We start from the raw sequence: 20,877 nt of genomic DNA on the forward strand, positions 1-20,877 counted from the left end.
GGAATTGTTATTTGCCGATGCCTTCGGCCAAGCCACGGATGAAATAGCGTTGCGCGCCAAAGAACACGATCACGATAGGCAGCGCCGAGATCGTCATGGCCGCGAACACCACGGCATAGTTGGTCCCGTGGGTTGCCATGATCGACGTCAGTCCGACCGGCAGCGTCTGCACATCCGAGCCGCTCGTGAAGATCATGGCGAAGAGATATTCGTTCCAGGCGAACAGGACGTGCAGGATGACGCAGGAAATGATGATCGGCCGGCACAGCGGCAAGGTGATGCGCCAGAAGATCTGACCCTCGCTGGCGCCATCCATCGTCGCCGCCTCGTCGATGTCTTCAGGCAGATCCAGCATGTAGGCGCGGATGAGGAAGGTGGTGAACGGCACACGGAACGCCGTGTAGAGAATGATCAGCGCCCAGTAGGTGTTGTAGAGACCGAGCGCCTGCAACATCTTCACCAGTGGAATGATCGCCACGGTGGGGCTCAGCATCAAGCCGCCCAGAACGATGGCAATAACCAGCGGCTTTGCCGACATCTTGGTGCGGGTCAGGCCGAAGGCCGTCCAGGCGCTGATCAGGACGGTGCATATGGCCGAAGCGACGGTCACCAGCACCGAGACTGTCACGTAGCCACGCACGCCCTGGTTCCATGCCTGCATGTAATTGTTCCACGACCAATGGGTGGGCAGGGCGAAGGGATCGCCGAAGATCTGCGCATTGTCCTTGAAGCCGCTCAGCGCCATCCAGATCAGCGGATAGATGACGACGACACCAAGGCAGACCAGGAACGAATAGAGCAATGTCCTGGCGATGACCGACCACACATTCACGTTCCGGCTGCGACCGGCTGCGACCATCGCACTCATAGCCGCACCCGGCGGCGCTTGGTGTACCAGAGCTGTGCCGCACCTGTGAGCATGGTCAACATGAAGATGACGGCGGCGATCGCCGCGCCATAGCCGAAATTGTCCTCGATGAAGGCCTTCTGGTAGAGCCACGTGCCCAGCACCTGGCTGCTGTTGTTGGGCCCGCCTGCGGTCATCACCATAACCTCGTTGAACACCTGGAACGCGCCCGTGATGGTGACGATGATCATCAACCCCGTCATTTCCCGGGTGAGCGGAAAGGTGATGCTCCACAGGCGGCGAAGCGGACCCGCGCCGTCGATCGTTGCGGCATCGTAGAGGTCGCGCGGGATCTTCTGGATGGCAATGGCGAACAGCAGCGTCGAATAGCCAAAGCCCTGCCATTGGCTCATGGCGATGACGGCATAGATGGCGGTGTGCTCATTGCCGAGCCAAGGCATGACGAGCTGGCTCAGTCCAACACGGCTGAGCGCGGCATCCAGCAAGCCGATCTGCGGCTGGTAGATGAAATAAAACAGCAGGCCGGTCACTGTGATCGAGATTGCCGACGGCACGAAATAGACGGCGCGCCACAGCCGGCGCCAGCTTTCGCTTTTCAGGTCCTCGATAATGGCCGCCAGCAGGAACGCGCCGAAGACCTGGAAGATGACGGAGATGAGAGCGTAGAGGCAGTTGTTCCACAGCGCCAGCAGCACGACCGGGTCATGCAGCAGCCGGTCGTAGTTGGCGAGGCCGACATTGGTGACCTCGCCGGTGTAGATGTCCTGGTCGGTGGTGCTGACGATGAAATTGTCGACGATCGGATAATAGACGAACCAGCCGATGAGGATGAGCGCGATCGCCGCCCATCGCAACGACAACAGGTTGGCGAAGCGCGCCCGCCGGCTCTTTGGCCGTTGCGGCCTGACGACGCCGATGTCGGCGCCGCTGTCCACTGTGTCCGAGGCCCTTGCCATGCTCGCCTGCTTTATTTGGCCGCGGATGCGGCTTTGCGCACCTCGTCCATCACTTGCTCGGGCGTCATCGAACCGCCCGCCACCGCCTGCAGGCTGGACAGCCAGACGGCGGCGACGCGCGGTGGGTTGGCCGTATCCAGCCAGGGCATGAGGTATGAGGCGGCGTTGATATCCTTGAGGCCATCGACCACAGCCGCGCTCATGTTCGATTCCGAGGCGCCGCCGATGGTGGCGCTCGGCTGGCCATAGGGTGGCGCAGACAGCACCTGCGCATTTTCCTTCGAAGTCACGAACTTCATGAAATCGATCGCCAGCGGGATGTTCTTCGATGCCGCATTGATCATGTAGCCCTCCGGCGCGCCCTCGATCGACCTGGCGTCACCCTTGGCGCCGGCGGGCACCGGCAGCCGGAAGAATCCGAAATCGGCGGGCTTTAACGCCGACTCCGGCGTGGCGGCCTGATCGAACTCGATGATCTCCTGGTAGTACATGGCCGACTGCGCGTTGGTGAAGGCCTGGAGAGCCGAGGCATAGGATGTGCCGTTGACGCCGGCGCCATCGGTGCAGCGCTCGACAAGCTGGCTGAACTGCTTGAGTGCTGCGATATAGCCTGGGTCGGTGTATTGGGCGGTGGCCGGATCGAAGTCGCGTTCCAGCGTTCCCTGCGGCACGTTGTAGGCGAGCAGCTGGCCTGCAAAGTGGATTGCCGGCCAGGCCTCCTTGTTGCCGAAGGAGATCGGTGTCACGCCGGATTTGCGGATGGCGTCGCAGCTGGTCAGCAATTCCTCGAAAGTGCCGGGTGCCTTGAGGCTGAGCTTGGCGAAGATCTGCTTGTTGTAGCCCATGAACTTGGCATCCTGGTAAAGCGGAATGCCATAGAACTTGCCGTTGTATTGGAACGCCTTGACGGCGGCTGGAGACAGCGACTTGCCCCACTCGGTATCGGCAGCAATGACGGGCGTGAGATCAACGGCGCGATTGCCGCGCACGAAATTGCCACCCCAGCTGCCTGTCCAGGAGAAATAGATATCGGGCAGCGAGTTGGAAGCGACCAGCGTCTTGGTCTTGCCCTTCACGCTGTCGTCGCTCTCCTGGATAAGTTCGACCTTCACATCCGGATGGAGCTTCTCATAGGCCTGTGCCACGTTGACGAAATAGGGCGACAGCTGTTGCAGCCCGAACTTCGTCAGGACCGAAAGCGTGCCGGTGTATTCCACCTTGGCGTTTGGGTCGGCCGTGACAGCCGGCGAAGCGGCGGAACTGCCGCTTATCGACAACCCCAATGATGATACCGCGGCCACCGTGACCGCCACGATTTGCAGCGAACGTTTCATGGATAGCTCCTTCAGAGGTGAGAGGGGATCAATATTCCACGCGTTTGTAGTAGCGACGGGTGGTCAGCGGGTGGTTGCGCAGCACCTCGAGATGGGCGCTCAGCCGCTCGAGCAAGGTGGCGAGCAGAACCGGCGAGATCATGCCGCGGACCTTTGCGGAGATGCCCGGCAACTTGACCGAGGCCGCGTCCAGCGTGCGAACGCGGTCCGTGTAGCGCTTGGCGAAGTTCTCGACCCGGTCGGCCAGGGGCCGAAGGGCATCTTCGCCCTTGAACACGAAAACGCTGACGCCCGGCTCGACCAACTCGAGCGTACCGTGGAAGAAGTCGGCGGCGTGCACCGGGCGGGTGCGAATCCACTGCATCTCTTCGAGGATGCACATGCCGTAATAGTGTGCCTCCGGCCACACCGAGCCGGCGCCGGTGAAGATGTGATAGGTATCGTCCTTGATTGTCTGGGCCAGTTCGGCCGCCCTGTCCTCAAAGGCAGCCTTGGCGTCGGCAAGCAGATCCGGCAGCAGTTTGAGTTCGGCGACAGTGCCATCAAAATCATCATGTTCGCCGCGCTCTTCCAGCAGGGCCAGGACGATCAGCAGCGTCTGCAGGTAGAAGGATTCCGACGAGGTGTCGTCTTCGGCGAAGTTCGTGAAATTGTGGTCAGCCTCCCGTGCGATTGGCGTATCCGAATGGCCGGTGAGCGAAATCGTGCGCACACCACGTTTTTTCAGAAAGGCCATGAGCTCGACGCCTTCCTTGGTCGTGCCCGACAAGGACGGGATGACCACCACGGCCTTGCTGTCGAGACCGGCGGGCGGATCGATCACGACCTGCGCCGGATAGGCACCGCTCACCGGGAAGGTGGAACAGCGCTGCGCCAACTCGATCGCGGGCAAGGTTAGAAGCTGCACGCCGCCGGTGCCCATGAAAAACAGCCGCTCGACGCCATCTGCCAGCAGTGTGCGCATGAGTGAGCGAACCTCACCTGCGACGGCGACGGCCCCGCTTTGGATCTTCACGAAGCGGTCCCTATCGAAGTTCAGCATGACGTTTTCCTTGTATTTCGCATGTTACAGGCCTCTAGCCCGCCTTAGGCGTCGGTGGGCCGTCTAGCTCGTTTTCCCGATGTGAGATCGATCTCACAAGCAATAATGGGCACGCAATTTCGCCAATGGCAAGTCCTTTAGACGAAATTCTCCGAAATCGAGGGGTTTGCTCTTTAGCGCACAGCGCGCCGGGCAACCGATCCGCGTACGATCAAGCGGGTCTGAAATCGGGTACGGCGCGGTGCAACCTTTTTGCCGGCAAGCCGCTCCAGCAGATATCTGGCGGCGAGCGGTCCGATCTCGGAGATGGGTTGCGCCACGACCGTTATCTGCGGATCGGTGAACGTGGCGAGGTTGAAGTCATCGAAGCCAACCACCGACACGTCATGCGGAATCGAGAGCCCCATTGAACGCAGGCCAAGAAGCGCGCCTTGCGTCATGAGGCTGTCCACCGTGAACAGTGCGGTGGGGCGATTGTGCCGGCTGAACAGGCGGATCGTGGCTTCGATGGCGTGCTCGACGGTCGAGCGCGATACGCCGATGAGCGCTTCATCGATTGCGATCCCATGCGAGTGGAGCGAGTTTTCGTAGCCAGCCAAGCGTTCCTGTGCCGTAAAGATGCGTGACTCGTCGCGCAAAAGACCGATCCGGTGGTGACCGTTGCCAACCAGATAGTCCACTGCCTCGCGTGCCCCGCCCTCGTTGTCGACGACGACGCTGTCGCATTGCAGGTCCTTTACCACGCGGTCGATGAGCACGATCGGTGCGCCTTCGCGGGCCAGTTGCACAATATGCTGGCTGTCGGTTGCAGACGTTGGGGCAAGGATGAAGCCGCGAATGCTGAGCGAGCGAAGGCTCTCAAGCAGTTCTTTCTCCTGTTCTACATTCTCCTCGCTGCTGGCAATCAGAAGATTGTGGCGGTGCTTGCGCAGTTCCACCTCTATGTCGTGCGCGATTCGGGCGAAGAACGGATTCTGGATATCGCCGGGCACGAAGCCTATGATCGGCAATTGTCCGCTGCGCAGCGCCTGCGCGACGAGGTTGGCCCGATAGCCCAGCCTTTCGGCTGCCTCAACCACGCGGAGCGCCGTCTCGTCGCCAACGTAACCATAGCTGTTGAGCGCCCGGGCGGCCGTGGCGCGCGACACCTTAGCCGCTGCGGCGACGTCCTTTAGTGTGATTCCTTTCTGGGTCACAGGTAACCGTCCTTCTTGGATCTGAACATTGCGTCAGATCATCCTCGGCTCGTCTTGCGGGCATCGTTGTGGGGCATATCGGACGATTCTCAAACTGCGAACATAGCTTTCGCAACTCCTTGCCACCTAATCGAGACACGCGCGCCGTTTGGCTATCTGGAAATTTGATCCACGAATGCACTTACATGTTGTGCAGTCAGTTAATTGCCTCGCACTGCCAGCATACGGCAATGAGTTCACGCCATGGTCTAGGCTGCCTCCCTGGCATCGATCATAACACCGATGGAGACGACTAGCCTTGCCGCCAAACTCGTCCAGCGATTGGAGGCGAGCTTCCAAAAAAGGTCGAGCCAGACTCTCAAGGCCTGCTGCACAGAGAGCCACAGGCCGGGGGACTCTGTGCAAATCGGAAATCTGAGTCATTTGCTCGGAACCGTCGGCATCATGCTGCTAACCGGTTTTGATCCTCCGGGGCTCCGCATTGGCAATAGCGACGAAAATGCTGTCGAGCAGATCCTTGTCGCGGAAGGAACTTGCCAAGCAAAGACACGTCGGCCAAGTACGCAAACAACGCCCGGAGACGGAGGCGCATCCGGCAGCACCCTTTTGGGGCCAGATAGAGACTCAGAAACCCAAAGCTTTCATCTTCCCGCTAGCGAAAACGGAGGGACTTGATCGTGACGCGTGCGCCCGACCATCCCCAACGGTGGGCTCCAAACTGATCGAAACTTCTCGTCGACCTTTGCAAGGTGATTGATCATCGGGGAGACCAAAGCCAAAACGCTGGGGTTGGTGTCTCCAGGGACGCTGAACGAAAGCTTCAGGGAAAATCCCAAATCTGCCGATTTCCCTGGCGCTGTCATTGCAACGATCGAGACAATCAGGGAGACCGGACCGGAGGCACGAGAGGCCGCGTCCTTTCCGTAGGATCGCTCCTCCAAACCGTTTGTCGCAATTTAGAGATGTTGCCTTGACCCCGCACTAGCGTCTACTGCATCTGCCAGTGGGAGCGTCACGAATGGCGAGAAAGTCTGTCCGACGCAAGTCAACGATTTATGATATCGCGGTGGCGGCAAAGTTGTCCCCGACAGCGGTCAGTCTCGTCCTCAATGGCTCGTGGCAACAGCACCGGATCAAGGCGGAAACCGCAGCGACCATCCTCGATTGGGCTGAGCGGCTTGGCTATGCTGTCAACCTCAAGGCACGAGGATTGCGGCTTTCCCGATCCGGACTCGCTGGAATGATCTTGCCACATTACCGCAATCGCTTCTTCGCCGGATTGGCCGAAGCCTTTGAAGCGGAATCCCGCGTCCACCGCTTGTGCCCGATCGTCGTCAGCACCCATCGCAACCCTGATAACGAGTTGAGTGTGACGGAAACCCTGCTGGCTCAGCAGGTGGAATTTCTCTTCCTTGCAGGCGTTCGTGACCCCGATCCGCTGAATGATCTGTGCCGGGCAGCGGGCGTCCGGTGCATCAACATCGATCTGCCAGGCCGTCGGGCTCCCTCAGTTGTTTCTGACAACTACGGAGGCGCCAAGGCGCTCACAGAGATCATTGTTCAGAAATTGAAAGAACGAGGGGGCTCCACCGAAGATCTCTTCTTCTTTGGCGGGGTCAGCGATGATGACGCAACACGTAGCCGTTTGCTGGGTTTTCACGATGCGCTGGCAGCGCATGGGATTGTTACGGGCCCGGGCACGATTGACTGCTGCGGATACGCACCGACCAACGCTGCTCGGTCTCTCGCTGCACGATACGCTCAGCTTGGGCATCTGCCCTCAGGTATGTTCGTCAACGGCGTGACCGCTCTTGAAGGAACATTGCGGTTCACTTCGACCCTAGCCTCAAGTGAGCTTGGACGGGTTGTTGTCGGAAGCTTCGACTGGGATCCATTCGCGGCGCATTTGCCCTTCGATGTGACCATGGTCCGACAGAATGTCGAGGTGATGATTGCTGAAGGATTTTCGCTTCTGGAGAATTATTCGATAGACCACTTTCCGCTGGTGACCGTACCGACCAGCTTTGGGCGAACCGGAGAGCATGACGGCGCCCAAGAAGATTGGGATTCGGCATCCAAATCGAGCATCGACCACTAGCAATTCTTTGTCACGAGACATCGTTGCAGAAGTTCAACTCCGTTCATCAGCACCTCGGATCTGGGCAGCACCGCCTCCACCCAAGGCTCGCGGGGGATCGCATGTCCTTTCTACGGGTGCAGCCTGAGTGCGAAAGGGCGGATCGTTTACATCGATCGAGAAATGTTTTTAGACGCTGGTTGCGTGACCCGCCTTGCTAAATCTATTTAGCACCTTGACCGGCCGGCATTCAAAGTCTTTTATGGCGCGTTCTGGGAGGAATGCGGCGCCGAGTGCGTCAATGCCGTCGGGCACAAAGGGGCGGGCCAAACAAAGCCGACATGGGCAATAGGCAACCCAAAAACTCGTCAATCAGGGAGGAACTAAATGTTAGCAAAAACTATACTCGCGGCAGCGTTCGGCGCAGCCCTTTCGGTCGCCACAATGGATGCTGCACTGGCGAAGGACATCAAGGTTGGAGTCGTCGTGAAGATCGGCGGTATTCCCTGGTTCAATGCGATGGAAACGGGAATAAAGGAAAAGTCGAAGGAGCTTGGCGACGACGGCTTCATGGTCGGGCCGACCAGCGCCGACCCGGCACTTCAGGTCCGCGCGATCGAAGACCTGATAGCTCAGGGCGTCAGCGTAATTGGCGTCGTGCCGAATGATGCAAACGTTCTCGAGCCAGTTCTAAAAAAGGCGCGCGAAACGGGCATCAAGGTTATAACTCATGAATCGCCAGACCAGGTGAACGCTGATTGGGACTTCGAAATGGTCTCGGCCGTTGGTTTCGGTGAGGCCCATGCCAAACTATTTGCCGAGAAAATGGGCGGCAAAGGCAAGTACGTGGTGTACGTAGGTTCTCTTACTGTGCCCGCACACAATGCCTGGGCCGATGCTGCAATCGCCTACCTGAAGAAGAACTTTCCCGACATGCAGATGGTTGGCGACAGATATGGCGTCGCCGAGAGCGCCGATGACAGCCGAAAGACGGCTCTGGATGTGCTTGCCGCCAATCCTGACCTCGGCGGCTTCCTGACGTTCGGCAGTCAGGGACCGATCGGCGCCGGACGCGCGATCGAGGAGCAGAAGCTTGGGGACAAGGTGGTTCTTGTCGGTTCATTCTCGCCTAGCCAAGGCAGCGCAATGCTCAAATCCGGCATTATTGACGGCGGCTATATGTGGAATCCTCTGGAAGCGGGCAAAGTATTCGTAACGATGGCTGATTTTCTGGCGGGCGGCGGTGAAATTACCGACGGCATGACGATCGAAGGTCTGGGTGTCGTTCACCCTGACTTCAAAACCGGCACCATCATCGTGGACGCTGTGCAGCCTATCACGGTCGAAACGGTCGATGGTCTTGCAGCCCTAGGGCTTTAGATGGCGGACCATGGCTGGCGTGCCGGGGTGGCAAATCAATCCCGGCACGCCCCATCCTTGTCATTTCAGAAGGGCCCGCCGTGAACCTCGTCGCGTCTACGACGCAGGACCTCCCATCGGTTCTGTCGTTTAGCAACATAAGCGTCACATTTGGGGGCGTTAGAGCCCTCCAGGATGTCGCCTTCGAGGTTCTCCCGGGTGAAGTGCAATGCATCGCCGGTGAGAACGGCAGCGGCAAGAGCACCCTGATCAAGGTAATCACCGGCGTTTGTCAGCCGCTAGCCGGCGCAAACATGTCGATCGCCGGAAAGTCTGTCGACATCATGTCGCCGGCTGCGGCGCGCAGCGCCGGGGTGGAAGTCATCTGGCAGGACCTCGCACTGTTTCCTGAAATGACAGTCGCGGAAAATATCGGGATCAGAACTGTCCTCGGCAACATGCCTCGGCTCGTCGATCATTCGCGCATTCGCGAGGTGGCGCGAGGGCTGTTGGCGCGGCTTGGCGCCGACCTCGATGTCGACGCGCCTCTGCGTAGCTTTGCAATCGCCCAACGTCAGATCGTCGCCATCGCCCGGGCGCTCGCCGGCGATGCGAAGGTTATTTTCATGGACGAGCCCACATCGTCGCTTACTCAATCGGAAACAGACCGGTTGCTCTCGATCGTTCGAACACTCTCGAATGAAGGCATGGCCATCGTCTTCGTCAGCCATCGCCTTGCGGAAGTTCTGGAGATCTCAAGTCGCGTCACCGTTCTGCGCGACGGTAAGGTCGTTGGGGTGTTCCCGACCGCCGGAATGACCCAATCACGCCTCACCGAACTGATGACCGGCAAGACGTTCGACCAAACCGTGAGCACGAGAAACCTTAGTGGATCACCCGTCGTGTTGAACATCGATCGATTGACCCGCGCAGGCGACTATGACGACGTTTCGCTGACAATACGGCGAGGTGAAACGCTTGGCCTGACCGGGCTACTCGGCGCCGGTCGCACAGAACTCGCGCTTTCTATTTTCGGCATGCTGCGCCCAGACCGCGGCAGCATCGCACTCAACGGGACGGTTCTTCATCTGAACTCCAACCGCGACGCAATCCGCGCGGGTATTGGATATCTCTCCGAAGACCGCTTGTCCCTTGGTCTCATACAAGCTCAGTCCATCGCCGACAACGCCGTTATCCCGGTGCTCGACAAGATCCTTGATCGAGGGCTGATCTCCTCGGAGAAGAAGGACGCGCTCGTCAATCATTGGATCGAGGAATTGGCGATAAAAGTCGGGCGGCAGACCGATGCGATTTCCACGCTCTCGGGCGGCAACCAGCAAAGGGTGGCCATCGCCAAATGGCTGGCGGTCGGCCTGAAACTGATCATTCTTGATTCGCCAACCGTGGGGGTGGACGTTGGCGCGCGGGCCGGCATCTTCGAGATTGTCGCCAAGCTCGCTGCCGAAGGCCTGGCGATTCTGCTGATATCCGATGAAGTGCCGGAGGTCTATTTCAACGCCGATCGTATCCTTCATATGGCTGCGGGCAAGATAGTCGCCGAATACGATCCGCACGCCATCCCGCTCGGCGACCTGGAAGCTGCCGTCTATGCGTAACCGCGGCAAGCTCTTCCGGGCTCATCCCACCGAGACATGGCTCGTTGTGGTTCTTCTCATCATGAGCGCAGGTCTCTCCGTTGCGAGCGACAAATTCTTCACCATTGCCAATCTCTTCAATCTGCTCAACACAAGCTCGACAAATCTGATCTTCGCGGTTGGGCTGCTGGTGGTGTTGATCGCTGGGGGCATCGACATCTCCTTCGCTGTGGCCGCGTCAGTGGTTCAATACGTTGTGGCGCTGGCTCTAGCCCAAATGGGAGGTGGTGATTGGTTCATCGGCCTCACCTTGGCGGCAATTGTCGGGATCGCCCTGGGTGCGGTGAACGCCGGCCTCATCTACTATTTCCAGATCATTTCAATCGTTGTCACCATCGCCACCTTCAATATTTTTTTCGGCCTGCTGATGTTCTTCACGCACGGTGTATCGATCTACAATCTGCCTGCATGGTGGACGCATCGCACTGTGCTTTTCGAGTTCCAACAGGCGAATGGCAATTGGGCCGAGCTAACACTGCCGGTTGCGATCATGGCGGTCTGCGTCGCCGCCACCTGGGGGCTTATCCGGTATACCACCACGGGACGGCAGCTATACGCTTTTGGCGATAACCCGGAGGGCGCCCGTCGCCTCGGTATCAACATCGCGGCGATGCACTTCATTGCCTTCGGCTGGCTTGGTTTGATGGCCGGGATCGCGGGACTTGTGCAGGTGCACTATTCCCAGGAAGTCGTGCCCAACGCATTGGTGGGGCGCGAGCTGGACGTGCTGGCAGCTGTTGTCCTTGGCGGTGCCAGGCTGGGTGGCGGGCGCGGCACCGTGCTCGGTTGCATCCTTGGCGTGTTTCTTGTGTCGGTGACGCAAAACGGGCTGAACCTCCTCGGCATCTCTCCCTATGCTTTCAAGATGATCGTCGGGGCGATCATCTTGATTGCCATCACGCTGTCCAACGCGCCGCTCGGGCATATCCTCGCGGGCTTGCGGCAGAGGATGGGTACATGACGCAGCGCGTGCTCGAAACTGGAGCGCTACGGCACGGATTCTTGCGCCGTCTTGCCGGCACGTTGGGCGCCGAGAATATCGGACTTTTGCTGGCATTGATTTTGGTGATTGCATTCTTCGGATCTCTCTCGCCGCGATTCCTGTCCAAAGCTACCTTTGAATCGGTGGCCTTCCAGTTGCCTGAACTTGGACTGCTTACGCTCGCGATGTTGATGCCGATCATCTCGGGCGGCATCAATCTCGCCGTGACGTTCACGGCCAATCTCTGTGGCCTCACGCTCGCCTGGGTTCTTCAGGCCAACGGAGGACCGGACGCAAGCATCTATGCCTTTCTACTCGGTTCCGTTCTTGCGGTCGGCGTTGGCACGGCAAGCGGCTTGGTCATGGGCCCGGTGATAGCCTATACCGGCGCGCACCCCATCCTCGTTTCGCTCTCGGTGATGATTTTCCTGCGCGGCCTTGGCGAGTTTCTGACCCGCGGCGCCGATATTTCGGGCTTTCCCGAATTCATCCAGCCCCTGGGTCACGGCAGCATCGTCGGCATTCCTGTCCCGCTGCTGATACTGCTCGGCGCAGTCATCGTCTGGCATGTCTTGATGACCCGAACCAGGCTTGGCTTTTCAAACTATATGGTCGGCTCCAACATCGAGGCGACGCGCTATTCCGGCATCTCGACGCGACGCGTGATCATTCTGATCTACGCGCTGTCTGGCGCCATGTGTGCGTTGGCCGGCATTATCATGATGGCACGATTCAATTCCGTCCGTGTCGGCCATGGCGAGTCCTATGTGCTGATTACGGTGCTTGCCTGCTTCTTGGGCGGGGTGAATCCGTTTGGCGGCTTCGGCAAGGTCGTTTCGGTCTTCCTAGCCCTCATCGTTTTGCAGTTGCTTTCTTCGGGACTGAATCTCTTGGGCGCCAGCCAGCACCTGGCCACAGCCATTTGGGGCATCATGCTGATCGGCGTCGTGATCTTGCGGTGGGCTGCCGGGCAGCTCAATTTCATGAGGATAACACGATGAAGGGTTTTGGCGTTCATACGAGCATGTGGACGAGTGGTTGGTCCGTAGAGGGCGCCGAGCACACTGTAGCGGCGGTGAAAAAATACGATCTCGATTTCATTGAAATTTCGCTGGCCGATCCATTTTCTTGCGATGCCGATCACACCCGCAAGCTGCTGGCGGCAAATGGCATGCAGGCGGTGTGCTCGCTAGGGTTGCCCGAATATGCGTGGGCATCGCGCCACCCACAGGAGGCGATTGACTTTCTCAAGGTGGCTATCGACAAGACGGCCGACATCGGAGCCCAGGCGCTATGCGGCGTAATCTATGGCGGCATCGGCGAGCGTACTGGCGTGCCACCTACGCAGGACGAACTTGATAACATTGCGAAAGTGATGACGTCCGCCGCCGCGCAAGCCAAGTCTCGCGGCATCGAACTCGGTGTTGAAGCCGTGAACCGCTACGAGAACCACATCATCAACACCGCGGCTCAGGCGGTGGCACTAATCGAGAGAGTCGGCGCCGACAATATGTTCGTGCACCTTGATACCTATCACATGAACATAGAGGAGAAAGGTATGGGCAACGGTATTATCGTCGCCCGCGATTACCTCAAATATATCCACCTCTCCGAGTCTGATCGCGGCACCCCAGGCGAGGGCAATTGCAATTGGGATGAGACGTTCGCAACGCTGGCCGCGATCCGCTTCAAGGGCGGGCTCGCGATGGAGAGCTTCATCAACATGGATCCGCGTCTGGCGTTTGGCCTCAGCGTGTGGCGTCCGGTGGCCGAGAGTGAAGCGGTTGTAATGGGCAACGGTCTGCCGTTCTTGCGCAACAAGGCACGGCAGTACGGGCTGATCGCATAAGTTACATCGCCATGCGAGATCGAAACTCGGCACATCATGAGCCGACTGCATCGACATTGCGGCGACTGCCTTCGAAGCAGGAGCCGCTCGAGAGGCAATATTGCGGCGTTTTAGATCCCGGCCTTCGGCTGCCCCCCGGGCGCAAGCAGCCAACCGGTCGGCGATCGCAACTGCCGTGAACAACCTATTTCACCGGCTCGGGCATCACAGCCTACCCTCGGCGGTTGCGAGCCGGCCCCGCATCAATTCGCGGCGCTTTCGAAACTCTGTGTATTCCTGGTCGGCCAGTACCCCGATCTGGATCACCGATCCACTCACGGCAAAGTTGAGTGAGGAGGGAATGCCTAGAAGATTGCCAAGGTTCTGAAGCACCTGCAGCAAGATCGTTCCAAGCACCACACCAATGATTGACCCTTCCCCGCCCCGCACGAGAACCCTCCAAGGACGGCGGCGGCGATCGCGTAGAGCTCGTAGAAATTGCCGTACCGCTTTCACTTGCAAAGGCGCGTTTGACGCCAACTGGTCTGGCCCGAAGCCGACATCTCCGTCCAGCATAGTCCGACCATGTTCGGCGCAAGCTGCTCGCTTGAACCGTGGGATAGAATTCCGCCAATTTCAGGCACGTGGTTGCCAGGCGCCCACCGAACTTGACAAGCAGTCTTCCAGGAACTGCGTCGAGCACTGAACGTTTGACCAAGCGCGGGCATCTCCGCCTTGGCTAAGGACCATCAATGTTCACGTTCATGTTTGCCACCGGCATCGAGAACAGCACCCCCACCATTCGACAAGGCCGGGAGCGCGTCGACGAAATGGAAAAATGCCGCTTCTACGAACGATGGCGCACCGACTTCGAACTGGTCCAGGATCTCGGGGTGCATTTCCTCCGCTACGGACCTCCCATCCACAAAACATGGCTGGGTGACGGACGTTATGATTGGGCATTCGCCGATGAGACCTTCGCGGACCTGAAGGCGAAAGACATTCTTCCGATCGTCGACCTTTGCCATTTTGGCGTGCCGGACTGGATTGGCAACTTCCAGAACCCGGACTTTCCGACACTATTCGAGCACTACGCCAGGGATTTCGCGATGCGCTATCCGTGGATCCAGCTCTTCACCCCAATAAATGAGATGTTCATCTGCGCCACCTTTTCGGCCCGCTGGGATGGTGGAACGAACAACTGAGCAGCGACACTGCTTTCGTCACCGCCCTCAAGCACATCGTGAAGGCGAACGTGCTTGCCATGCGGGCGATTCTCGAGGTGCGGCCGGACGCCATCTTCATTCAGAGCGAATCCTCGGAATACTTCCACGCCGATTCTCCCGAGGCGGTCGGCAGAGCGGAACGGTTCAACAGCGAGCGTTTCCTGTCGCTTGACCTCAACTACGGTCATGACGTCGACGCGCACACCTATCGCTATCTTCTCGAAAACGGGATGACGGCCGAAGAATACAGTTTCTTCCTGGAAAGCCATCTGCGCAGGCATTGCGTGATGGGCACCGACTATTACCAGACCAACGAACATCGGGTTTGGGCAGACGGAACGACGTCCGGGTCCGGCGAGGTGTTTGGCTATCACGAGATCACGCGGCAGTACTTCAACCGCTACCGGCTTCCCGTAATGCATACGGAGACCAACATCAGCGAAGGCCCCAATGGAGACGAGGCCGTCTATTGGCTGTGGAAAGAGTGGGCCAACGTGCTGCGGATCCGCAACGATGGCATCCCCATCGTAGGCTTCACCTGGTACTCGCTGACGGATCAGGTGGACTGGGACAGTGCGCTTCGGGGGAACAACGGACGGATCAATCCGCTCGGCCTCTATGACCTCGACCGAAATCCGAGGGCGGTGGGGCGCGCTTTCAAGGCGCTGATCGCGAACTGGAACAAGCTGTTGGCCACACAAAGTGTCTGCCTTGCTTTGCCGGTCTTTCTTCCCTCACAGCAAGACGATGCCATTGTTCGCGCGCAACAGGATTATGCGCGCAGCCTGCTGAGCGTGGATCGGGTCGCTGAAGGCTGGACTGAACCACTTGCTGCTCCCCAGAAAGCGGTCGAACCCGATGCGCCTGGATAACAAGACTGCATTGTAACCGGTGCTGCAAGCGGCATTGGACTGGCCATCGCCATGCGGTTGGGCACCGAAGGTGCACGGGTGAGCCGACGTGGGTTGAGGCAAGGTCGAGAAGGCGCGCATCGGTTCGACAAAGGGCGCGCCGGGGAGGCCGCTATCACGGTGCTGTCGACTTGCGCTCACGCGTTCGGCAGGTTGGTGATAATCGTCAACAACGCGCCGGCCTGATAATCTTTAACCATTGAGGCATTCACTAGAGCGGGCTGGCTGAAGGTGCTGAGCGTCGACCTGCTGGGAGCAATTTATTTCGCCGGAAAGGCATTCGCTCATATGACATCTGGGGGCGTCATCGTAAAATATATTGAGTGTGCGCGGTCGAGACGAGCTCCGCATGTCGAGCTATACGCCGCGGCAAAGGCCACCCTCCTGTCTCTAACCGAGACCCGACGCAGTTCGCACCTTGGCCGACTGGGCATGAATCCGGACGATTACCGAACCAAATGGAACCTGCCTCGCAATTACCCGATGGTGGCACCCAACTATTCGGGAAGCGTTCCGCATATCGCCTCTAACACCCAGTAGCGGACAGCTCTCGCCTGAGGCGTCAGTCGTCGTTGAAGCGCTCCGGCATCGCATTCGAGGCCAAGGCTGGTGCACAAGGATCATGACATCGAATTCCACTCTTTACAGGAACAAGTGCCTTTCCTCGGGATTAGGATTCGACGCCGCAACGGCGTCGAACCCCAAAGGAGACTCACATGAAACGTAAGATTTTGACAGCTACAGCGATCTCTCTCTGTCTCGCCACCGCGGCCTTGGCGCAGTCGTCGGGAACATCCAGCGGCACGAACGGAACGTCCGGCTCATCGGCCGGGTCCAGTATGAGCTCTACGTCCGGCTCCGGCCAAAGCGGTATCCCGAGCGGCTGGGACAGCAAGCTCTCCGGCTCATTCTTCAGCGACGCCAATTCGGGAAGACTTCTGTCGCAGGATGAGATCCGCAAGAACTGGTCGTCCCTGAGCTCTGAACAGCAGGCACAGGTTCGCTCCGACTGCTCGAGGATGACGGCCAGTAACGGCACTGGCTCTGGCACAATGACCGGCACGTCAGGTAGCTCGGCTTCGACCGGCAGTGATACAACGGCGAGTATCGGCACCGGCTCTGGCACAGCCACCGGCACTTCAGGCAGCTCTGGTTCGACCGGCAGTAACACCACGGCCAGCAACAGCACTGGTTCGGGTACAACCACCGGCACGTCGGGATCCTCGAATACAGCTGGCGATACGACCGCCAGCACCAGCACGGGTTCGGGCGCGAACTCGGCTGCTCAAATGGCTTCGATGCGGCAACTCTGCACTCAGGTTCAAGGGATGTGAGTGAATGCGGCGCTCCGGGCCGGCTTGGCCGGAATAAGAAGAGGCCTTGAAGGCCCGGGCATCGCTTTGGTTTGGTAGCCATTTCGGCGCTGAAGTCGGCCGGAGACCGGGGTGACAACTCGGCGCTTGTCGCGCTGCTTTTCTATCGCCGGCGACCGTCACTCGCCAATAGCGCGCTTCGCGTCGAGACACTTCTCCCGGCTGAGGCAAGCGAGATTCCGTCCCGTCCATACCTGCCAAGATAGACCGTCTCGCGGCCTCCGTTGAGCCTGTAATCCAGCCGAAAGGAGATCGCGCCACTAGGCATGACGCGAACATACATGCCGTCACGGTCCGCAATCTTGTAGATTTCTCTTTTGGTTCAGGGCTTTAAGGGCGACGTCCGTCAGCATTCCCCGGTACCTCCTGAAAAGTACCGTCAGTACAATTTCGAGGCTCTTCGGCAGAACATTCGTTTTATCTCCAGTGCCTTAAGGCATCAAAAAACACCGTCAGAGCCTCATTGGATCTGACGGTACTTCGAAAAATCTGAGCTAGCAATTTGCGGAAGGTCCGTCAGCCGGTCCGTCAAATCCAATCTCCGCACCGATTGTCGCTGATTGTCTCCGAATGGATTTATATGTGTTGTCAAATAGTTATGGCGTACAATGGCGTGTTTTCGGCGGCGTTTGAGTGGGCCTGAATCACTCCCACTCGATGGTGCCTGGCGGCTTTGACGTCACGTCGTAGACGACGCGGTTGATGCCGCGGACTTCGTTGATGATGCGGGTGGCCGCCGCGCCGAGGAAAGCCATGTCGTAGTGGTAGAAGTCGGCGGTCATGCCGTCGACGGACGTCACGGCGCGCAGGGCGCAGACGAATTCGTAGGTGCGGCCGTCGCCCATCACACCGACGGTCTGCACCGGAAGCAGCACGGCGAAAGCCTGCCAGATGGCGTCGTAGAGGCCGGCCTTTCGGATCTCGTCGAGATAGATGGCGTCGGCCTCGCGCAGGATTTCGAGCTTTTCGCGGGTGATACCGCCGGGGCAGCGGATGGCAAGGCCTGGTCCGGGGAACGGATGGCGGCCAATAAAACTTTCGGGCAGGCCGAGTTCCTTGCCCAGTGCCCTCACCTCGTCCTTGAACAGTTCGCGCAGCGGCTCGACCAGCTGCATGTTCATGCGCGCCGGCAGGCCGCCGACATTGTGGTGCGACTTGATGGTCACCGACGGGCCGCCGGTGAAGGAGACGCTCTCGATGACGTCGGGATAGAGCGTGCCTTGCGCCAGGAAATCGGCGCCGCCGAGTTTCTTGGCCTCTTCCTCGAACACTTCGATGAACAGCCGGCCGATGGTCTTGCGCTTCTTCTCGGGGTCGGACTCGCCTTCCAGCGCCGAGATGAATTTTTCCGACGCGTCGACCAGGATCAGCGGCAGATTGTAGTGCTGGCGGAACATCGCCACCACGCTGGCGGCCTCGTCCTTGCGCATCAGGCCATGGTCGACGAGGATGCAGGTCAGCTGGTCGCCGACCGCTTCGTGGATCAAAAGTGCGGCGACCGAGGAATCCACGCCACCCGACAACGCGCAGATCACCTTGCCCTTGCCGACCTGCTTGCGAATGGTTTCGACCGCATGCTCGCGATAGGCTCGCATCGTCCAGTCGCCTTCGATGCCGGCGATGTTGTGGACGAAGTTCCGGAGCAGCCTGGCGCCATCCGGCGTATGCACCACCTCCGGATGGAACATGATGCCGTACATCTTGCGCGCGACATTGCCGAAGATGGCGAAGGGCGAGCCTTCCGACTTGCCGAAGACTTCGAACCCCTTGGGCAGCGAGATGACGCGGTCGCCATGGCTCATCCACACCTGGTGACGCTGGCCGGGCGCCCACAGGCCTTCGAACAGCGGGCTGTCCTTTTCGATCTCGACGAAGGCGCGGCCGAATTCGCGATGGTTAGAGCTTTCGGCTACGCCGCCCATCTGCACGCACATGGCCATCTGGCCGTAGCAGATGCCGAGCACCGGCACGCCGGCATCGAAGACGATCTGGGGCGCGCGTGGGCTGCCGATGTCCGATGTCGAGGCGGGACCGCCCGACAGGATCACGGCTTTCGGATTGATGCGCTTGAAGGCAGCTTCGGCCGATTGGAACGGCACGATCTCGGAAAACACGCCAGCCTCGCGGATGCGGCGGGCGATGAGCTGCGTAAACTGGCTGCCGAAATCGACAATCAGGACTGTATCGGGATGATTGGCTGTCGTCATGGCGAGCCTTTAGAGAAAGAAACGAGTCGGCGCAATGGGGTGCGTAGCCCGACTTTCAGAGCGCTGCCGGCTCTTGCCCAGGCTGCTCCTTGTGTAGCGTGCCGGAGCCGATGGCCTGTTCGAGGCGCACGACTGCATCCGCCAGCTTCTCGTCGATGACATGGAGGTATTCGGTCCAGTCGCCTGCATGCCTGAGGTCGGCTGCACCGTCTGAAATGCCGCGCAGGCCGATAAGCGGGACATCGAACAACTGGCAGGCGCGCAGGCAGGCGAAGGTTTCCATGTCGACCATGTCGGCGGCGATGGCGTCATAGGCGGCACCGGTGATGATGGCGCCGCCGGTCGACAGGCTGGCTTCTTTAATGCCCGGTATCCTGAATGATAGCGGGAGGGTCACCGGCAGGTCGAGGAACGGCGTCGCGCCTTTTTCGAAGCCTAGCGGCGAAGCGTCGATGTCGCGATAGCTGACCGAGACCGCCTGGTAGATTTCCGTCTGCTCCAGTGTGCGGCTGCCGGCGGAGCCGAGCGAGACGACGAGATCGGGCAGCGTCTTCTCAGACTTCAGCCATGATAGTTCGGCGCCGAGCCGCACACCTGCCTCGACCGGGCCGACGCCCGTCATCAGCGGCGTGAACAGTTTTTGCAGATGCGGACCGTACTCGGCCTGCGCCGCCATGACGAAAAGAACGTCCTTGCCGCCAATTCGCGACACTTTGCCGGTCATGAATTCGACTCCCTCGGCTGCGGAACAGAAAGGGCGGTGCTCTCGTCGCCTGCCGGCCCGTCGCTATGGCTCCGGGTCGCTCGAAAAGCCAATTTGGGGGCTTTTCGTCCGTTACACGGACCACTCCTCATCCCGCTATCCCGTCACGGCCAACCACCGTCATCATTGTGCCGGTCATGGTCGCGATCAGCTTGGCCTCGCCATCGGCGGCAAAGGCGTACGCCTGGCCATCGGCGACAATGATGGTGCGGCCGGGTTTGGTCACCGAGCCGCGGAACAGGAAGCGTTCGCCCCGGCCGGGCGCCAGGAGGTTGACCTTGAACTCAATGGTCAGCACACCGGAATTTTCCGGCATCAGCGAAAATGCGGCATAGCCGCAGGCCGAATCCAGCGCCGTCGAAATCACCCCGGCATGCAGGAAACCGTGCTGCTGGGTCAGTGCCTGGGAATAGGGCATTTCGATCTCGATGATGCCCGGCGTCACAAGCGTCAGTTCGGCGCCGATGGTCGCCATCGCCTGCTGGCGCGCGAACGACGCCCTGACGCGGTCCTCATAATCGGGTGCGGGTACGATCTTTGCTGCCATGGCCATCGCCCTGATTTATCTGCAAAGCTTATCGCAGACGCCTGAACGCCACGCAAATGCTTTTGCTGCACTGCAGCAAAGCACTCAGTTCAACAGGAGCAGCGACGCGTTGAGCAAGGTGGCGAAGGCTACCCACGCGGCATAGGGCGCAAACAGCCAGCCGGAAACCCGGTCGCGGTTCCACACCGTGGCTATGAACAGCGCAATGCTGGCGAGAAGAGCCAGGATCACTACCAGTGCCGGCCCCATCTGTTTGGCGCCGAAGAAAGTCGGCGACCACGCGAAGTTCAGAACAAGCTGGAGGGCCCAGATCTTCATCGCGGCGCCTGCTCGTTCCCGCTCCCATGTCCGCCAGCCGGCTACGGCGATCAGGACATAAAGGAGCGTCCAGGCCGGCGCGAAGACCCAGTTGGGCGGGTTGAAGGGCGGCTTGGCGAGCGAGGCATACCATTCACCCGGCAACGTCGCATAGCCGATCAACAGGCCGCCGCCGAGCACCAGAATGAGGAAAAGCAGAGGCGACACATATCTTTGCAAGAATTCTACCCCGTCT

Annotated in this window: 19 protein-coding genes and 2 pseudogenes; 9 read left to right on the forward strand and 12 right to left on the reverse strand. The window is 59.5% G+C overall.

Features of this window, described 5'->3' with window-relative positions:
* Positions 1-7 precede the first annotated feature (7 nt).
* The 5 genes from NKL04_RS18225 to NKL04_RS18245 form a co-directional block, all read right to left on the reverse strand.
* Complete coding sequence (locus NKL04_RS18225; protein WP_023714949.1) at positions 8-868, reverse strand: carbohydrate ABC transporter permease; 861 nt, start codon at positions 866-868, stop codon at positions 8-10.
* On the reverse strand, positions 865-1,824 hold the full coding sequence (locus tag NKL04_RS18230) for a carbohydrate ABC transporter permease (RefSeq protein WP_023699903.1): 960 nt from the start codon (positions 1,822-1,824) through the stop codon (positions 865-867). Before NKL04_RS18230 ends, NKL04_RS18225 begins: the two co-directional genes overlap by 4 nt.
* A gap of 11 nt (positions 1,825-1,835) precedes the next feature.
* The gene (locus NKL04_RS18235) at positions 1,836-3,158 is read right to left on the reverse strand and encodes an ABC transporter substrate-binding protein (RefSeq protein WP_023699904.1); all 1,323 of its coding nucleotides are present in this window, start codon (positions 3,156-3,158) and stop codon (positions 1,836-1,838) included.
* Between the two features lie 28 nt (positions 3,159-3,186).
* The gene (locus NKL04_RS18240; RefSeq protein WP_023699905.1) at positions 3,187-4,200 is read right to left on the reverse strand and encodes an SIS domain-containing protein; all 1,014 of its coding nucleotides are present in this window, start codon (positions 4,198-4,200) and stop codon (positions 3,187-3,189) included.
* A 173-nt stretch (positions 4,201-4,373) separates the two neighbouring features.
* Positions 4,374-5,396 carry a LacI family DNA-binding transcriptional regulator gene (locus NKL04_RS18245; RefSeq protein WP_031209049.1) on the reverse strand — a complete coding sequence of 341 codons (1,023 nt, stop codon included), beginning with the start codon at positions 5,394-5,396 and terminating at the stop codon, positions 4,374-4,376.
* A gap of 1,018 nt (positions 5,397-6,414) precedes the next feature.
* Here NKL04_RS18245 and NKL04_RS18250 point away from each other — a divergent pair.
* The 6 genes from NKL04_RS18250 to NKL04_RS18275 all read left to right on the forward strand — a co-directional run bounded on the left by NKL04_RS18250 (position 6,415) and on the right by NKL04_RS18275 (position 13,318).
* Complete coding sequence (locus tag NKL04_RS18250; RefSeq protein WP_023667744.1) at positions 6,415-7,494, forward strand: LacI family DNA-binding transcriptional regulator; 1,080 nt, start codon at positions 6,415-6,417, stop codon at positions 7,492-7,494.
* Positions 7,495-7,860: 366 nt separating this feature from the next.
* A complete protein-coding gene (locus NKL04_RS18255; protein WP_031209051.1) occupies positions 7,861-8,853 on the forward strand; it encodes a substrate-binding domain-containing protein in 993 nt (330 codons plus the stop codon).
* Between the two features lie 80 nt (positions 8,854-8,933).
* The gene (locus tag NKL04_RS18260) at positions 8,934-10,448 is read left to right on the forward strand and encodes a sugar ABC transporter ATP-binding protein (protein WP_050593528.1); all 1,515 of its coding nucleotides are present in this window, start codon (positions 8,934-8,936) and stop codon (positions 10,446-10,448) included.
* Positions 10,441-11,448: an ABC transporter permease gene (locus NKL04_RS18265; RefSeq protein ID WP_023667741.1), complete on the forward strand. Its 1,008-nt coding sequence runs from the start codon at positions 10,441-10,443 to the stop codon at positions 11,446-11,448. Before NKL04_RS18260 ends, NKL04_RS18265 begins: the two co-directional genes overlap by 8 nt.
* Positions 11,445-12,470 carry an ABC transporter permease gene (locus tag NKL04_RS18270; RefSeq protein ID WP_023699912.1) on the forward strand — a complete coding sequence of 342 codons (1,026 nt, stop codon included), beginning with the start codon at positions 11,445-11,447 and terminating at the stop codon, positions 12,468-12,470. The genes NKL04_RS18265 and NKL04_RS18270 overlap by 4 nt, the downstream gene beginning before the upstream one ends.
* Complete coding sequence (locus NKL04_RS18275; protein ID WP_023667739.1) at positions 12,467-13,318, forward strand: sugar phosphate isomerase/epimerase family protein; 852 nt, start codon at positions 12,467-12,469, stop codon at positions 13,316-13,318. The genes NKL04_RS18270 and NKL04_RS18275 overlap by 4 nt, the downstream gene beginning before the upstream one ends.
* 204 nt (positions 13,319-13,522) lie before the next feature.
* Here NKL04_RS18275 and NKL04_RS18280 read toward each other — a convergent pair.
* Positions 13,523-13,803 (reverse strand): annotated as a pseudogene (locus tag NKL04_RS18280) (ABC transporter permease subunit); the annotation flags it as partial.
* 246 nt (positions 13,804-14,049) lie between these two features.
* On the opposite strand from NKL04_RS18280, the gene NKL04_RS18285 reads away from it, so the two are divergent.
* The 3 genes from NKL04_RS18285 (at position 14,050) to NKL04_RS32120 (ending at position 15,974) form a co-directional block, all read left to right on the forward strand.
* Complete coding sequence (locus NKL04_RS18285; protein WP_023699914.1) at positions 14,050-14,502, forward strand: family 1 glycosylhydrolase; 453 nt, start codon at positions 14,050-14,052, stop codon at positions 14,500-14,502.
* Positions 14,503-14,540: 38 nt separating this feature from the next.
* The gene (locus NKL04_RS18290; protein WP_023699915.1) at positions 14,541-15,395 is read left to right on the forward strand and encodes a glycoside hydrolase family 1; all 855 of its coding nucleotides are present in this window, start codon (positions 14,541-14,543) and stop codon (positions 15,393-15,395) included.
* A gap of 237 nt (positions 15,396-15,632) precedes the next feature.
* Complete coding sequence (locus tag NKL04_RS32120) at positions 15,633-15,974, forward strand: SDR family oxidoreductase (protein WP_502896635.1); 342 nt, start codon at positions 15,633-15,635, stop codon at positions 15,972-15,974.
* A 172-nt stretch (positions 15,975-16,146) separates the two neighbouring features.
* Here NKL04_RS32120 and NKL04_RS18305 read toward each other — a convergent pair whose 3' ends face one another.
* From NKL04_RS18305 to NKL04_RS18330, 6 genes and pseudogenes are all read right to left on the reverse strand, one after another.
* The gene (locus tag NKL04_RS18305; protein ID WP_245260041.1) at positions 16,147-16,689 is read right to left on the reverse strand and encodes a protein TonB; all 543 of its coding nucleotides are present in this window, start codon (positions 16,687-16,689) and stop codon (positions 16,147-16,149) included.
* Positions 16,690-16,929: 240 nt separating this feature from the next.
* Positions 16,930-17,160 (reverse strand): annotated as a pseudogene (locus tag NKL04_RS18310) (Arm DNA-binding domain-containing protein); the annotation flags it as partial.
* Positions 17,161-17,451: 291 nt separating this feature from the next.
* The gene (guaA, locus tag NKL04_RS18315; RefSeq protein WP_352596970.1) at positions 17,452-19,014 is read right to left on the reverse strand and encodes a glutamine-hydrolyzing GMP synthase; all 1,563 of its coding nucleotides are present in this window, start codon (positions 19,012-19,014) and stop codon (positions 17,452-17,454) included.
* A 55-nt stretch (positions 19,015-19,069) separates the two neighbouring features.
* Positions 19,070-19,738, reverse strand: a complete 669-nt coding sequence (locus NKL04_RS18320; protein ID WP_023701304.1) for a 5'-methylthioadenosine/S-adenosylhomocysteine nucleosidase — start codon at positions 19,736-19,738, stop codon at positions 19,070-19,072.
* A gap of 127 nt (positions 19,739-19,865) precedes the next feature.
* Positions 19,866-20,324, reverse strand: coding sequence for a PaaI family thioesterase (locus tag NKL04_RS18325; RefSeq protein ID WP_023701303.1), 459 nt, complete (start codon positions 20,322-20,324; stop codon positions 19,866-19,868).
* An 84-nt stretch (positions 20,325-20,408) separates the two neighbouring features.
* Positions 20,409-20,849, reverse strand: a complete 441-nt coding sequence (locus NKL04_RS18330) for a TspO/MBR family protein (protein WP_502903343.1) — start codon at positions 20,847-20,849, stop codon at positions 20,409-20,411.
* Positions 20,850-20,877: the final 28 nt, after the last annotated feature.

This window comes from Mesorhizobium sp. C264A (genome assembly GCF_040324515.1).
In the GTDB taxonomy this organism is placed as follows: domain Bacteria; phylum Pseudomonadota; class Alphaproteobacteria; order Rhizobiales; family Rhizobiaceae; genus Mesorhizobium.

Excerpts from the sequence above, each read along its gene's own strand:
- NKL04_RS18225 (WP_023714949.1), bottom strand. The coding sequence starts at position 868 with ATGAGTGCGATGGTCGCAGCCGGTCGCAGCCGGAACGTGAATGTGTGG.
- NKL04_RS18230 (WP_023699903.1), bottom strand. The coding sequence starts at position 1,824 with ATGGCAAGGGCCTCGGACACAGTGGACAGCGGCGCCGACATCGGCGTC.
- NKL04_RS18235 (WP_023699904.1), bottom strand. The coding sequence starts at position 3,158 with ATGAAACGTTCGCTGCAAATCGTGGCGGTCACGGTGGCCGCGGTATCA.
- NKL04_RS18240 (WP_023699905.1), bottom strand. The coding sequence starts at position 4,200 with ATGCTGAACTTCGATAGGGACCGCTTCGTGAAGATCCAAAGCGGGGCC.
- NKL04_RS18250 (WP_023667744.1), top strand. The coding sequence starts at position 6,415 with ATGGCGAGAAAGTCTGTCCGACGCAAGTCAACGATTTATGATATCGCG.
- NKL04_RS18255 (WP_031209051.1), top strand. The coding sequence starts at position 7,861 with ATGTTAGCAAAAACTATACTCGCGGCAGCGTTCGGCGCAGCCCTTTCG.
- NKL04_RS18265 (WP_023667741.1), top strand. The coding sequence starts at position 10,441 with ATGCGTAACCGCGGCAAGCTCTTCCGGGCTCATCCCACCGAGACATGG.
- NKL04_RS18270 (WP_023699912.1), top strand. The coding sequence starts at position 11,445 with ATGACGCAGCGCGTGCTCGAAACTGGAGCGCTACGGCACGGATTCTTG.
- NKL04_RS18275 (WP_023667739.1), top strand. The coding sequence starts at position 12,467 with ATGAAGGGTTTTGGCGTTCATACGAGCATGTGGACGAGTGGTTGGTCC.
- NKL04_RS18285 (WP_023699914.1), top strand. The coding sequence starts at position 14,050 with ATGTTCACGTTCATGTTTGCCACCGGCATCGAGAACAGCACCCCCACC.
- guaA (WP_352596970.1), bottom strand. The coding sequence starts at position 19,014 with ATGACGACAGCCAATCATCCCGATACAGTCCTGATTGTCGATTTCGGC.
- NKL04_RS18320 (WP_023701304.1), bottom strand. The coding sequence starts at position 19,738 with ATGACCGGCAAAGTGTCGCGAATTGGCGGCAAGGACGTTCTTTTCGTC.
- NKL04_RS18325 (WP_023701303.1), bottom strand. The coding sequence starts at position 20,324 with ATGGCAGCAAAGATCGTACCCGCACCCGATTATGAGGACCGCGTCAGG.